Source organism: Streptomyces sp. NBC_00258 (genome assembly GCF_036182465.1).
Taxonomy (GTDB): Bacteria; Actinomycetota; Actinomycetes; order Streptomycetales; family Streptomycetaceae; genus Streptomyces.
This window is the reverse complement of record NZ_CP108081.1, coordinates 3,710,866-3,724,517: the sequence shown is the minus strand read 5'-3', so window position 1 is coordinate 3,724,517 and position 13,652 is coordinate 3,710,866. Positions and strand designations below refer to the sequence as shown.

The 13,652-nt window shown below is 70.2% G+C and carries 10 protein-coding genes; 5 read left to right on the top strand and 5 right to left on the bottom strand.

What is annotated here, in order from left to right; translation table 11 throughout:
- Positions 1-8: 8 nt before the first annotated feature.
- From OG718_RS16570 to OG718_RS16555, 4 genes are all read left to right on the top strand, one after another.
- A complete protein-coding gene (locus OG718_RS16570; RefSeq protein ID WP_328844488.1) occupies positions 9-989 on the top strand; it encodes a hydroxyacid dehydrogenase in 981 nt (326 codons plus the stop codon).
- Between the two features lie 65 nt (positions 990-1,054).
- Complete coding sequence (locus tag OG718_RS16565) at positions 1,055-3,037, top strand: DUF2264 domain-containing protein (RefSeq protein WP_328844487.1); 1,983 nt, start codon at positions 1,055-1,057, stop codon at positions 3,035-3,037.
- Positions 3,034-3,795 (top strand): sugar phosphate isomerase/epimerase family protein, encoded by a 762-nt coding sequence (locus tag OG718_RS16560; protein WP_223064932.1) that lies wholly within the window; start codon positions 3,034-3,036, stop codon positions 3,793-3,795. The genes OG718_RS16565 and OG718_RS16560 overlap by 4 nt, the downstream gene beginning before the upstream one ends.
- Positions 3,796-4,282: 487 nt before the next feature.
- Entirely contained in the window at positions 4,283-5,362 is a 1,080-nt protein-coding gene (locus OG718_RS16555) for an aminotransferase class V-fold PLP-dependent enzyme (protein WP_260695274.1), read from the top strand.
- On the opposite strand, the gene OG718_RS16550 is transcribed toward OG718_RS16555, so the two are convergent.
- From OG718_RS16550 to OG718_RS16535, 4 genes are all read right to left on the bottom strand, one after another.
- Positions 5,293-6,840 carry an MFS transporter gene (locus OG718_RS16550; protein ID WP_143638367.1) on the bottom strand — a complete coding sequence of 516 codons (1,548 nt, stop codon included), beginning with the start codon at positions 6,838-6,840 and terminating at the stop codon, positions 5,293-5,295. The two genes, OG718_RS16555 and OG718_RS16550, sit on opposite strands and share 70 nt — an antisense overlap.
- A gap of 58 nt (positions 6,841-6,898) precedes the next feature.
- Positions 6,899-7,444 (bottom strand): TetR/AcrR family transcriptional regulator, encoded by a 546-nt coding sequence (locus OG718_RS16545; protein WP_143638369.1) that lies wholly within the window; start codon positions 7,442-7,444, stop codon positions 6,899-6,901.
- Between the two features lie 125 nt (positions 7,445-7,569).
- Entirely contained in the window at positions 7,570-9,099 is a 1,530-nt protein-coding gene (locus OG718_RS16540; protein WP_143638371.1) for a helix-turn-helix domain-containing protein, read from the bottom strand.
- Positions 9,100-9,162: 63 nt separating this feature from the next.
- A complete protein-coding gene (locus tag OG718_RS16535; RefSeq protein ID WP_143638373.1) occupies positions 9,163-9,366 on the bottom strand; it encodes a DUF4236 domain-containing protein in 204 nt (67 codons plus the stop codon).
- 390 nt (positions 9,367-9,756) lie between these two features.
- Between OG718_RS16535 and acnA the strand changes: the two genes are divergently transcribed.
- Positions 9,757-12,474 (top strand): aconitate hydratase AcnA, encoded by a 2,718-nt coding sequence (gene acnA / locus OG718_RS16530; protein ID WP_143638375.1) that lies wholly within the window; start codon positions 9,757-9,759, stop codon positions 12,472-12,474.
- Between the two features lie 145 nt (positions 12,475-12,619).
- Here the strand turns inward: acnA and OG718_RS16525 are convergent, their stop codons facing one another.
- The gene (locus OG718_RS16525) at positions 12,620-13,621 is read right to left on the bottom strand and encodes a helix-turn-helix transcriptional regulator (protein ID WP_328844486.1); all 1,002 of its coding nucleotides are present in this window, start codon (positions 13,619-13,621) and stop codon (positions 12,620-12,622) included.
- Positions 13,622-13,652: the final 31 nt, after the last annotated feature.

The window sequence follows — 13,652 nt, the reverse complement described above, 5'->3', positions numbered from 1 at the left end:
TGCTCGCCATGGCACAGCGGACCGCCGAGCAGGTCCTCGACCCGGATGTACGGGCCCGGCTGGCCGCCCTCACCGACATCGACCCGCGGCTCGTCCTGGACGATCTCACCACCCCCGCCGCCCACCACGCGCTCGCGGACGCCGACCTGCTCGTCACCGGCTGGGGCTGCCCGCCCATCGACGCGGCGGTACTCGACGCCGCGCCCCGGCTGCGCGCCGTCGTGCATACCGCCGGGACCGTACGCCACCACATCACCGCCGCCTGCTGGGAGCGCGGCCTCACCGTGTCCTCCGCCGCCGCGGCCAACGCCGTGCCGGTCGCCGAGTACACCCTCGCCATGATCCTGCTCGCCAACAAACGCGTCCTCGACACCGCCCGGACCTACCGCACCGAGCGCCGGCGCATCGACTGGAACGCACGCCACCCCGACGCGGGCAACTACCGCAGGACCGTGGGCATCCTCAGCGCCTCGATCATCGGACGCCGCGTCATCGACCTGCTCCGCCCGCACGACCTGAACGTGCTGCTCCACGACCCCTTCGTCACGGACACCGAGGCACGCGATCTCGGGGCGGAGCCGGTCTCCCTGCCCGATCTGTTCGCGGTCAGCGACGTCCTCAGCGTCCACACACCGCTGCTGCCCGAGACCCGCGGCCTGGTCGGCCGCGAGCTGCTGGGCCGGCTCCGTACGGGCACCACGCTGATCAACACCGCGCGCGGCGCGGTCATCGACCAGACCGCTCTCACCGGCGAACTGGTGTCCGGGCGGCTCCACGCGGTCCTCGACGTCACCGAGCCGGAGGTACTGCCCGCCGACTCACCGCTGTGGGACTGCCCGAACGTCCTCATCACACCGCACATCGCCGGCTCGAAGGGCGGAGAACTGCGCCGCCTCGCCGACCTGGCCCTCGCCGAGATCGAGTCGTACGCCCTCGGACGGCCCTTCGCCCACCCCGTCCGGCCCGAACACCTGGCCCGCCTCGCCTGACCCCACCCGTCCATCGCAGCCGCCTTCGGAAACCGACGGAACGAACAGGAGACATGGCCCCTCCCATGCCTGAACACCCGCTGCCCACGGCCCCCGAGGAAGACCGCACTCTCAGCCCGTACACCGGCTACACCCGCGCCCACTGGGAAGCCACCGGCGACCGGCTGCTGACCGCCGCCCTCCGCTACGCCACCCCCGGCCACGCCCTGATCGACCTGCCCGGCCCGCCCTCCCAGTCGGGCGTGCGCTCCGACGGTCTCGAAGGGTTCGCCCGTACGTTCCTGCTCGCCGCGTTCCGCACCGCCGGGGCCTCCGGCAAGGACCCGCACGGATTCCTGGAGCGCTACACAGCCGGCGTCGCGCGCGGCACCCGCACGCCCGGCCGCGACGACGCCGAGTCCTGGCCGGAGATAGGCCACCACGGCATCCAGGGCCAGCCCATGGTGGAGTCCGCCTCCGTGGCGCTCGCCCTGCGGCTGACCACGCCCTGGACCTGGGACACCCTCCCCGCTGCCGACCAGGACCGCGTCGAGCAGTGGCTGCGCGGCGCGCTGCGGCACACGCCCGCCCCCAACAACTGGTACCTCTTCCCGCTGACCGTGGCCGGATTCCTGGAGTCCGTCGGGCGGGGCGACGCCGAGACACGCGGGGCGATCGACCGCGGGCTCGGCCTGCTGGACGGCTGGTACCAGGGCCAGGGCTGGTACTCCGACGGCGACGGCCGCTCCTTCGACCACTACAACGGCTGGGCCCTCCACTTCTACCCGCTGCTGCACGCCCACCTCACCGGGGACCGGGCGCTGCTCGACCGACTCGGGCCGCGGCTGCGGGAGTTCCTGGACGGGTTCGCGCTGCTCTTCGACGCGAACGGCGCGCCCATTCACCACGGGCGCTCGCTGACGTACCGCTTCGCGGCCGTCACCGCCGTGGCGCTCGGTGCGCTCACCGGTGAGACACCGCTCGACCCGGGCGTCACCCGCCGCATCCTCAGCGGAGGGCTGCGCCATTTTGCCGACCGGGGTGCGCCGACCGCGGACGGGCTCCTCGGACTTGGCTGGTACGGGCCGCACGAGGCGACTCTCCAGCGGTACTCGGGGCCCGGCTCCCCGTACTGGGCCTCCAAAGGGTTCCTCTCGCTGCTGATCCCGGCCGAGGATCCGGTGTGGACGGCCACGGAGGGGCGAGCGCCGGTCGAGGGGGCCGACCGTGTGCTCGCCCTCCCCTCGCCCGGGCTGCTCGTCCAGACCACGGGCGCGGACGGGCTGGCGCGTCTGCACAACCACGGCAGTTACAAGCTCGACTCGCGGGAGCCGGAGCGGGCCCCGGGCAACCCGTTGTACGCCCGGCTCGCGTACTCCACGCGCACCGGTCCGACCAGCGCGGCCAACGCTTCCGACAACCATGTCGCCCTGTCGGCCCGTGGCATGCGGAGTGCCCGTGTACGCATTCACCCGCTGGGTGCCGGGCGTGACTGGCTCGCCTCGTGGCATCGGCCCGTCTTCCCGGTGGGCGGGCCAGTTCTTCCCTCGGCGCGGATCGAGAGCCTGACGCTGGCCCGCGGCAGGCTCGAACTGCGTGTGCATCGCACGGTCGGTGTGCCGATGGGGACGCCGGTCCATCACAGCGGTTGGGCTGTTGCGGTGCCGCCGGGCACCGTCCCCGAGGTCGAACAGGGCGCGGAGGTACGGCTCGACGGGGCGGAGGTGACGAGTCAACTGGTCGGGCTGTACGGCTGGGAGACGCCGTGCGTGGTGCGGGCGCCGCAGGGGACGGCGTATGGAGCCTGGGCGCTCCTTCCCGAGCTCACCGGAACTGTTGGTGAGGGGGGAGAGGGGACGGTGTTCGTTGCGTTGGCGTCCCTCACCGGGGAAGCCGGTGCGGCGCCGATTGCCGGGCAGGTCGGGGCCGGGGCCGGGGCCGGGGTCGGGGTCGGGGTTGAGGTGAGTGGGCTTGTTGTTGCTGTTCGTTGGGGGGATGGGGGGCGTACGGTCGTGGACTTCGGTGCGGGTGGTGTGGGTGGCCTCTCGGTCACCGAGGAGTCGGCGTGACGCTGCGGCTGGGGTTGTGTTCCGTCACCCTGCGGCACCTCGATGTGGCCGGGGTTCTCGCGGCCGCGGTCGAGGCGGGGCTGGAGTGTGTGGAGTGGGGCGCCGACGTCCACGTACCTGCGGGTGACGGGGCCGCGGCCGTCCGGGTTCGCGGCGCCACCGAGGAGGCGGGGCTCGCTGTGGCCTCGTACGGCTCGTACTACCGCGCCGGGCTTACCGACCCCGCGGAGTTCGACGGAGTCCTTCGTTCTGCTGTGCTGCTCGGGGCTGCGCGTATTCGGATCTGGGCGGGGGCGACGGGTACGGAGGAGGCGTCGGCGGAGGAACGGGCGGCGGTCGTCGAGGACACTCGGCGGGTGGCGGCGCTTGCGGCCGATGTGGGCGTGTATCTCGCTTACGAGTTCCATCGCAACACGCTCACCGATGGGGCTGATCGTGCGTTGCGGTTGCTGGAGGAGGTGGGGAGGCCTGACGTGCTCACGTATTGGCAGCCGCCGCTCGATGTGGCCGACTCGGATGCGCTTGTTGGTCTCGACGCGGTGATCGACCAGGTGGCCGCCGTTCATGCGTTCTCGTGGTGGCCGGGGACGAGTCGGCGTCCGCTGTCCGTGCGGTCCGAGTTGTGGGGGGCGGTTTTTGATCGGCTGCGGGGGCTGGGTGGTGGCGGGCCGCTGGATGTTCTTCTGGAGTTCGTTCCCGACGACGACGAGAAGATCCTGGTGCGTGAGGCTCGGACGCTTCGGGGGTTTGGGGGATAGGTTCGTTTTCGGCCGCGGGTGTGTTGTGGCTGGTCGCGCAGTTCCCCGCGCCCCTTGGGTGGGTGGGGGTTTCGGTTCGTCTTCTGGGTGCGGGGCCGTGGCGGGATGTGCGTCCGCAGCCGGTGACGTAAGGCGCGGTTGCCGCACGGTGGCCGACAACTGGTGTCCTCGTATGCTGCGGCCACACATCCCGCCACGTCCCCTTCGGCCGGTGGACATCCGGCCCCCGCCAGAGGGGGGCGCCCCTTCAGGGGCGCGGGGAACTGCGCGATCAGCCACGACGGAGCCGCGCCGGACCCAGAAGCCCAGGGCGGAGCCCCGAGTGGTGGCTGGGGTGGTTGGGAAAGGAAGGCGGAGGGGGCCGACCGTAGGGATGGGGCAGGGAATGGACATCGAAGCGATCCGCCGGGACACACCGGGTACCGCGAACCGCGTTCATTTGAACAACGCGGGGGCCGGGCTGCTGTCGCGGAGGACCCTTCGGGCCATGACCGAGCATCTGGAGCTGGAGGCGGCCATCGGTGGATATGAGGCCGCCGGTCGGGAACGGGACCGCATCGACGCCACCTACACGAACATCGCAAGGCTCGTGGGCGGCCGCCCCGACGAGGTCGCGCTGTTCGACAACTCCACGCACGCCTGGAACGCCGCGTTCTACTCCATGACCTTCGCGCCGGGCGACCGCATCCTCACCGGCCGCGCGGAGTACGGAAGCAACGTCCTCGCCTATCTGCAGATCGCCCGGCGTACCGGCGCCGAGGTCGTCGTCGTCCCCAATGACGAGTCCGGGCAACTCGACACCGCGGCTCTGGCGGAGCTGATCGACGACCGGACCAGGCTGGTCGGTGTCAGCCACGTCCCCACCAGCGGCGGCCTGGTCAACCCCGCGGCCGAGATCGGTCGCGTCTGCCGGGCCGCGGGTGTGCCCTTCCTGCTCGATGCCACCCAGTCCGTCGGCCAGTTCCCGGTCGATGTCGCCGAACTCGGATGCGACATGCTCACCGCCACGGGCAGGAAGTTCCTGCGGGGCCCCCGCGGAACGGGATTTCTGTGGGTGCGCTCCGAAGCGCTGGACCACCTGGAGCCGTACGTCAGCGAGATCGCCTCCGCCACCTGGGACGGGAAGCGGAGTTTCACCTGGCGCGACGGTGCCCGGCGCTTCGAGACCTGGGAGGTGAGCTACGCCAACGTGCTCGGCCTGAGCGCCGCCGTCGAACAGGCTCTGGAGATCGGCATGGAGCACATTGGGCGGCGTGCCTTCGAGCTCGGCGCCCGCCTGCGTGAGCGTTTGGACGCCGTGCCCGGTGTCACGACGTACGACCTCGGTCGGGAGCGGTGCGCGATCGTGACCGCCAAGGTCGATGCCGTGGCCACCGCGGATGTCGCTGCCGCATTGGCGGCCCGCGGCATCAATGTCACCACCACCGTGGCGGCGCACACCCAGTTCGACACCGAGGACCGGGATGTCCATCCGCTGGTGCGGCTCTCGCCGCACTACTACAACACCGAGGCCGAACTCGACCGCGCCGTCGAGGTGTTCGCCGAGCTGGCAGTACGCCCCAAGTAGCGGTAGGTGAAGAGGGCGCCGGCGGCCAGGAGGGCGGTGGCTATGACCAGGGTCGCGTTGTAGCCGTTGTCGAAGGCGGATGTGGCGGCGTCCAGCAGGGGGCGGCCCTGTTCCGCGGGCAGGTGGTCGGCGGTGGCGCGGGCCTCGTCCAGGCTGTCGGCCGCGGTGCCGGGGGTGCCCGCCGGCAGGGTGACCGTGCCGGTGTAGACGGCGGTCAGCACGCTGCCGAGCACTGCGACACCGGTGAGGCTGCCCAGTTCGTACGAGACCTCCTCCACCGAGGAGGCCATACCGGCGCGGTGGGGCGGGGCGCCGCCGATGATCGCGGCGGAGGCGGCGGTCATCGTGGTGCCCAGACCCGCGCCGGCCAGGATCAGGCCGGGGACGACCCAGCCGGAGCTCTGCGCGGAGTCCAGGAGGGGGACCGCGCCGGGGGTGAGCAGGAGGGTGAGCAGGATGCCCAGCGCGCTGGTGGCGAGACCGCCGCCGATCAGCGTGCGCACGCTGACCCGGTGGACCAGGCCGCCGACGACGACCCCGGCCACCAGGGCGCCCAGCGCGCACGCGGCCACGAGCAGGCCGGCGCTGAGCGGGGTGTGACCGATGACCAGCTGGAGGCGCTGGGCCAGGACGAGCTGGATGCCCGCGGTGGCGAACATCGCGAGGCCGGCGCCGAGCACGCCGACGAGCAGGGGCCGGTTGCGGAAGAGCGCGAAGTCGATCAGAGGGTAGGGCTGAGTGCGCTGGCGGTGCAGGAAGGCCCGGAAGCCGAGGAAGGACACCAGTAGCGCCCCGACTATGTGCAGGGGTGCGGGGTCGGGCCTGGTGGTCTCCTTGATCGCGTAGACCAGCGCGACCAGGCCGACCATCACGTAGACCGAGGCGACCGGGTCCCAGGGGCGGTCCGCGCGGCCGGATCCGCCCGGCGCGAGGAACACCGCCGCGACCAGGGCGAGCAGGACGACGGGCACGTTGACCAGGAACACCGAACCCCACCAGAAGTGCTCCAACAGGAAGCCGCCGAGGACCGGTCCGAGCGCGGTGCCGACCACCGACGTCGTGCCCCAGATGCCGATCGCCACCCCGCGTTCCCGCTCGTCCTCGAAGGTGAGCCGGATCAGCGCCAGGGTCGAGGGCATCATCGTCGCCGCGCCCACCGCCAGGAAGGCGCGCGCGGTGATCAGCATCCCGGGGGTGGGGGCGAAGGCGGCCATCGTCGACGCCGCACCGAAGATGACCAGGCCGGCCAGGAAGAGCCGCTTGTGTCCCACCCGGTCGCCCAACGTGCCGGTGCCCAGCAGCAGGCCGGCCGACACCAGCGGATAGGCGTTGATGATCCAGAGCTTCTGCGAGGCGTCGGCGTGCAGGTCACCGGTCAGGGTGGGCAGAGCGGTGTAGAGCACCGTCATGTCCACCGATATCAGCAACAGCCCCGCCGAGACGGTCAACAGGACCCACCAGCGTCGTGCCTTGCTCATGTCGTACCTCGGATCTTCTGGATTCGACGGTGTGCCGGAAGGGCGCTGAGCCTGTGGGTCACGGCGTGGAGGCCGATTCGGTGAGCGCGGCGATCCGCTGCCGCAGGGCATCCTTCACCGCGGGCGTGAGTTTCGTCCCGGTGGTCGCCTCGAAGAGCCACAGACCGTCCGCGGCCATCCGGGCCAGGAACAGCTCCAGTTGCGCCGGATCGGGGTCGGACGGCACCGGCACCCACCGGTCCACCAGGGCGTTCCACACCTGCGCCAGCTCCGGGTCGGACGCCGACTCGACCATGAACGCCAGGTCCGCCTTGCGCGGCGCGCTCTCCATGTCCATCAGCGTGTAGGCGATCGCGCGCTCGGCCGCCGTCGCCTCCGCGAAGTCTTTCCCGAGCCTCGCCTCCAGCTGCTTCTCCCATCCCTCGGTCAGATACCGCTGGATCGCCAGCAGCAGCTCCTCCCGGGTACGGAAGTGGTACAGCAGGCCCCCCTTGGTCAGTCCGGCCTCCACGGCCACGGACTCCAGGGTCAGGCTCGTGATCCCCTCTTTCTCCGTCACACGGATCGCGGCGTCCAGGATCTGGGTTCTCGAACTCGGTCGCATAGCCGTAACTGTACCATCCGGAAGGTACAGTTACGCAGGTGGAGGAGTTGGCATGCTGCCGAGGGCCCTTGCCGACCAGTATTTGTGCTGGTCGGCAAGGGCCCTCAGGTTGGCCGGCCGTCCGGTCAGATGTCCCGGAAGGTCTCGATCTGTGCCCCGACCGAGTTGAGCCGCTCGGCCAGGTCCTCGTAGCCGCGGTTGATGACGTACACGTTCCGCAGGACGGACGTGCCCTCGGCCGCCATCATGGCCAGCAGGACGACGACGGCGGGGCGCAGGGCCGGCGGGCACATCATCTCGGCGGCGCGCCAGCGGGTCGGGCCCTCGACCAGTACCCGGTGCGGGTCGAGGAGTTGGAGGCGGCCGCCGAGGCGGTTCAGGTCCGTGAGGTAGATCGCGCGGTTGTCGTAGACCCAGTCGTGGATCAGGGTCTTGCCCTGCGCCGAGGCCGCGATCGCCGCGAAGAACGGGACGTTGTCGATGTTCAGGCCCGGGAACGGCATCGGGTGGATCTTGTCGATCGGCGCCTCCAGCTTGGAGGGCCGGACGGTCAGGTCCACCAGGCGCGTACGCCCGTTGTCCGCGAAGTACTCCGGCGTACGGTCGTGGTCGAGGCCCATCTCCTCCAGGACCGCCAGCTCGATCTCCAGGAACTCGATCGGCACCCGGCGCACGGTCAGCTCGGACTCCGTGACGACCGCCGCGGCCAGCAGGCTCATCGCCTCGACCGGGTCCTCGGAGGGGGAGTAGTCGACGTCCACATCGATCGTCGGCACGCCGTGCACGGTGAGTGTCGTGGTGCCGATGCCCTCGACGCGTACGCCCAGTGCCTCCAGGAAGAAGCAGAGGTCCTGGACCATGTAGTTGGACGAGGCGTTGCGGATGACGGTCGTGCCGTCGTGGCGTGCGGCGGCCAGGAGCGCGTTCTCGGTCACGGTGTCGCCGCGCTCGGTCAGCACGATGGGGCGGCCCGGAGTCACCTTGCGGTCCACCTGCGCGTGGTAGAGGCCCTCGGTGGCCGCGATGTCCAGACCGAACCGGCGCAGCGCGATCATGTGCGGCTCGATCGTCCGCGTCCCCAGGTCGCATCCGCCGGCGTACGGCAGCGTGAAGCTGTCCATGCGGTGCAGCAGCGGGCCGAGGAACATGATGATCGAGCGGGTGCGACGGGCCGCCGCCGCGTCCATCGCCCCCATGTCCAGCTCGGCCGGCGGCACGATCTCCAGGTCGACGCCACCGTTGATCCACCGGGTGCGTACGCCGATGGAGCCGAGCACCTCCAGAAGGCGGTACACCTCCTCGATGCGCGCGACGCGGCGCAGCACTGTGCGGCCCCGGTTCAGGAGCGTCGCGCAGAGCAGCGCCACGCACGCGTTCTTGCTGGTCTTCACGTCGATGGAGCCGGAGAGCCGACGGCCGCCGACCACCCGCAGATGCATCGGACCCGCGTAGCCGAGCGAGACGATCTCACTGTCCAGCGCTTCACCGATTCGGGCGATCATCTCAAGGCTGATGTTTTGGTTGCCGCGTTCGATGCGGTTCACCGCACTCTGACTGGTGCCGAGCGCCTCGGCCAGCTGCGTCTGTGTCCAGCCCCGGTGCTGACGGGCGTCACGGATGAGCTTACCGATGCGTACGAGGTAGTCGTCTGCCATGGCGGCAGGCTATCTCACATATGAGATGTGGCATCTCGGGGGGTCCGAGAGGGTGACGGACCCTCAGCGGCGCTTGGGGCGCTTGGTCGTGGTGCGCCGCCAGCCGAAGGGGCCCGGCAGATCCATCGAGGTGGTCCGGCGGCCCGTACTGCTGTGTGTGCGCCGCGGCCCGTTCTTGCCGCCGCTGGTGATGGACCACGAGCGGCGGTTGATGTTCAGCCGTACTCCCGGCAGGATCCGGAAGCTCTTACGGAATGTGAGGGGCATACGTGCCTCCTTGTCGTCCGTCGCCGGGTACCCCGGATGCCGGTCGATACGCCGAACGGGCTTGCCCCCAGGCCCGGTTCGGGTCCGGGTCCGTGTCCTGGGCTGCGCCGGGCCCGTTCTCGCGGCTGCCCCGCGGCACTGTTTCGGCCGTCTTGAGATGCCTCCCGGAGCAGGTCGGCGGGCGTTCGCGTGCAACAGGACACACCCTCCGGGCATGACCGCCCAGCGGTCATGTACTAGAGTTATCTCGACATCGAGATATCTGCCGAGGCGTGCCGCAGCCGCCCGGACCGGTAAGGGTTACCTAACTTAGCCTTACCTTAGCGGATCGGCCAAGAGGGCGTGGCGGCAGGATGCGGTGGTACGCGCACATGAATGAAGGAGACTGTCGTGTCGGCGAACAGCTTCGACGCCCGTAGCACGCTCAGCGTGGGCGACGAGTCGTACGAGATCTTCCGGCTGGACAAGGTGGAAGGCTCGGCCCGCCTTCCGTACAGCCTCAAGGTCCTGCTGGAGAACCTGCTCCGTACCGAGGACGGCGCGAACATCACCGCCGACCACATCCGTGCTCTTGGCGACTGGGACTCGCAGGCCCAGCCCAGCCAGGAGATCCAGTTCACGCCGGCCCGCGTGATCATGCAGGACTTCACCGGTGTGCCCTGTGTCGTGGACCTCGCGACCATGCGTGAGGCCGTGAAGGAGCTGGGCGGCGACGCGGCGAAGATCAACCCGCTGGCCCCCGCCGAGCTGGTCATCGACCACTCCGTCATCGCCGACAAGTTCGGCACCAACGAGGCGTTCGCCCAGAACGTCGAGCTGGAGTACGGCCGCAACCGCGAGCGCTACCAGTTCCTGCGCTGGGGCCAGACCGCCTTCGACGAGTTCAAGGTCGTCCCGCCGGGCACCGGCATCGTCCACCAGGTGAACATCGAGCACCTCGCGCGGACCGTCATGGTCCGCAACGGGCAGGCGTACCCCGACACCCTCGTCGGTACGGACTCGCACACCACCATGGTCAACGGCCTGGGTGTACTGGGCTGGGGCGTCGGCGGTATCGAGGCCGAGGCCGCGATGCTCGGCCAGCCGGTCTCGATGCTCATCCCGCGAGTCGTCGGCTTCAAGCTCACCGGTGAGCTGACCCCCGGCACCACCGCCACCGACCTCGTGCTGACCATCACCGAGATGCTCCGCAAGCACGGTGTCGTCGGCAAGTTCGTCGAGTTCTACGGCGAGGGTGTGGCGGCCACGAGCCTCGCCAACCGCGCCACCATCGGCAACATGTCGCCGGAGTTCGGCTCCACCGCCGCGATCTTCCCGATCGACGGCGAGACGCTGAAGTACCTGAAGCTGACCGGCCGCAGCGAGCAGCAGGTCGCCCTCGTCGAGGCGTACGCCAAGGAGCAGGGCCTCTGGCTCGACCCGGCCGCCGAGCCCGACTTCTCCGAGAAGCTGGAGCTGGACCTGGCGACGGTCGTCCCGTCGATCGCCGGTCCGAAGCGCCCGCAGGACCGGATCGTCCTCGCGAACGCCGCCGAGCAGTTCAAGAGCGACGTCCGCAACTACGTCGACACCGCCGACGAGGCCGGCAAGGAGTCCTTCCCGGCCTCCGACGCCCCGGCCAACCACCCCAACGGTGCTCCGTCGAACCCGGTCACCGTGACCGCCGCCGACGGTTCCACGTACGAGATCGACCACGGTGCGGTGACGGTCGCGGCCATCACCTCCTGCACCAACACCTCGAACCCGTACGTCATGGTCGCCGCCGCGCTCGTCGCGAAGAAGGCCGTGGAGAAGGGGCTCACGCGCAAGCCCTGGGTGAAGACCACTCTCGCGCCCGGCTCCAAGGTCGTCACCGACTACTTCGACAAGGCGGGGCTCACCCCCTACCTCGACAAGGTCGGCTTCAACCTCGTCGGCTACGGCTGCACCACCTGCATCGGCAACTCCGGCCCGCTGCCGGAGGAGGTCTCCAAGGCCGTCAACGACCACGACCTGGCCGTCACCTCGGTGCTCTCCGGCAACCGTAACTTCGAGGGCCGGATCAACCCCGACGTCAAGATGAACTACCTGGCCTCCCCGCCGCTGGTCGTCGCGTACGCCCTCGCGGGGTCCATGAAGGTGGACATCACGCGCGACGCCCTCGGCGTCGACCAGGAGGGCAAGCCGGTCTTCCTGACCGACATCTGGCCGACCGAGGCCGAGGTCAACGACGTCGTGGCGAACGCCATCGGCGAGGACATGTTCAACAAGTCCTACCAGGACGTCTTCGCGGGCGACGCCCAGTGGCAGGCGCTGCCGATCCCGACCGGCAACACCTTCGAGTGGGACCCGCAGTCCACCTACGTGCGCAAGCCCCCGTACTTCGAGGGCATGACGATGGAGACCACCCCGGTCTCCGACATCACCGGCGCCCGTGTCCTCGCCAAGCTGGGCGACTCGGTGACGACGGACCACATCTCGCCCGCCGGTGCCATCAAGGCCGACACCCCGGCCGGCAAGTACCTCACCGAGCACGGCATCGAGCGGCGTGACTTCAACTCCTACGGCTCGCGCCGAGGCAACCACGAGGTCATGATCCGCGGCACCTTCGCCAACATCCGCCTGCGCAACCAGATCGCGCCCGGCACCGAGGGCGGCTACACCCGCGACTTCACCGTCGACGGCGGCCCGGTCTCCTTCATCTACGACGCCTCGCGCAACTACATCGAGCAGGGCACCCCGCTGGTCATCCTGGCCGGCAAGGAGTACGGCTCCGGCTCGTCCCGCGACTGGGCGGCCAAGGGCACCGCGCTCCTGGGCGTCAAGGCCGTCGTCGCCGAGTCCTACGAGCGCATCCACCGCTCGAACCTCATCGGCATGGGCGTCATCCCGCTGCAGTACCCGGAGGGCCAGTCCGCCGAGAGCCTCGGCCTGACCGGCGAGGAGGCCTTCTCCATCGCCGGCATCACCGAGCTGAACGACGGCACCACCCCCCGTACGGTCAAGGTCACCACCGACACCGGTGTGGAGTTCGACGCGGTCGTCCGCATCGACACCCCCGGCGAGGCCGACTACTACCGCAACGGCGGCATCCTGCAGTACGTGCTGCGCAGCCTGATCCGCAAGTAGGCAGCCACCACCGCAAGTTATGCGGTCCGGTACGGCAGTCGAGGGCCGCACTCCCGGGGACGGGGGTGCGGCCCTTTGCCGTGCGGAGGGCGGTCGGCGTGTGTGGCGGCCGACGGTCCGGTGGGTGGCTCGTGTGCTCGGGCCGCTACACCCAGCCCCGCTGGGCGGCCCGTACGCCCAGCTGGAACCTGCTTGCCGCGCCCAGCCGTTCCTGGAGTTCGCTTACGCGGCGTCGCAGGGTTCTGAGGCTCACGCCCAGATGGCGGGCCACCGCCTCGTCCTTCATGCCTGCCGCCAGCAGCCGGATCAACACCCGCTCGCCCTCGGGGAGTCCACCGTTGGCGGCTGTTTGGCCGAGCGGGGTCGCCTGCTGCCAGGCCAGGTCGAAGAGCTTCTGCAGGGCCTCGGTCACCGCCGAGTGCCGTACCACGACGGCGCAGTAGCCGCCCGTCTCGGAGGCGGTCAGCGGGAGCATCGCCCGGCGCCCGTCGACCAGCAGCATCTTGACCGGCACCGAGGGCAACACCCGGGCCTGCTCGCCGAGTTCGACCATCTTCCAGGCGTGCGTCAGGACGTCCGGGTCCTCCAGGGCGGTGGCCGCGTACACCGCGCGATAGACGACCCCGCGGCTGAGCAGATCGGCCTGGAGGTCCAACTGCGGGGTGCGCGGGGCGAGATACGGGGGAGTGTCGAAGAGGCACACCTCGTGCTCGGCGCGTGCGTACAGCTCCTCCAGGCGGGCCGCGTTGGCGCCCTCGCCGGAGACGACCTCGACCAGCCGGGCGGGCTCCTCGCGCAACAGCCCGGCCTCGTACGCGGTGGCCATCTCCTCGGCGGTGGCGGCCAGCAGTTCGGACTCCGTCTCGCGCCGCCGGATGAGCGCACGGATCCCCACCCGTGGGTCGACCGCGCGTAACCCGCCCATGGAGTCCGGGGGTTGGAGAAGCCCGAGAGCCAGCAGCCGGTTGCAGGACTCGCGCACCCGTGCCGGCGGACCACCGGTGAGCAGCGCCCAGCCGGCCGCCCCGGCGTCGGGCTGATTGAGGATCGCCTGGTACACCAGCTCGTCGAAGACGGAGACCCCCACCGCGGCCCAGGGGCTCGCGGCGGGGGTCTGTCGTGCCGTGTCGTATGCCGTGTTCACCATGGCCCGGCACGGTAGAGGATCTTTGTTAAGG

Bases quoted from the DNA above. Each gene is read 5' to 3' on its own strand.
- OG718_RS16570 (WP_328844488.1), top strand. From the start codon at position 9: ATGGCACAGCGGACCGCCGAGCAGGTCCTCGACCCGGATGTACGGGCC.
- OG718_RS16565 (WP_328844487.1), top strand. From the start codon at position 1,055: ATGCCTGAACACCCGCTGCCCACGGCCCCCGAGGAAGACCGCACTCTC.
- OG718_RS16555 (WP_260695274.1), top strand. From the start codon at position 4,283: ATGACCGAGCATCTGGAGCTGGAGGCGGCCATCGGTGGATATGAGGCC.
- OG718_RS16550 (WP_143638367.1), bottom strand. From the start codon at position 6,840: ATGAGCAAGGCACGACGCTGGTGGGTCCTGTTGACCGTCTCGGCGGGG.
- OG718_RS16545 (WP_143638369.1), bottom strand. From the start codon at position 7,444: ATGCGACCGAGTTCGAGAACCCAGATCCTGGACGCCGCGATCCGTGTG.
- OG718_RS16540 (WP_143638371.1), bottom strand. From the start codon at position 9,099: ATGGCAGACGACTACCTCGTACGCATCGGTAAGCTCATCCGTGACGCC.
- OG718_RS16535 (WP_143638373.1), bottom strand. From the start codon at position 9,366: ATGCCCCTCACATTCCGTAAGAGCTTCCGGATCCTGCCGGGAGTACGG.
- OG718_RS16525 (WP_328844486.1), bottom strand. From the start codon at position 13,621: ATGGTGAACACGGCATACGACACGGCACGACAGACCCCCGCCGCGAGC.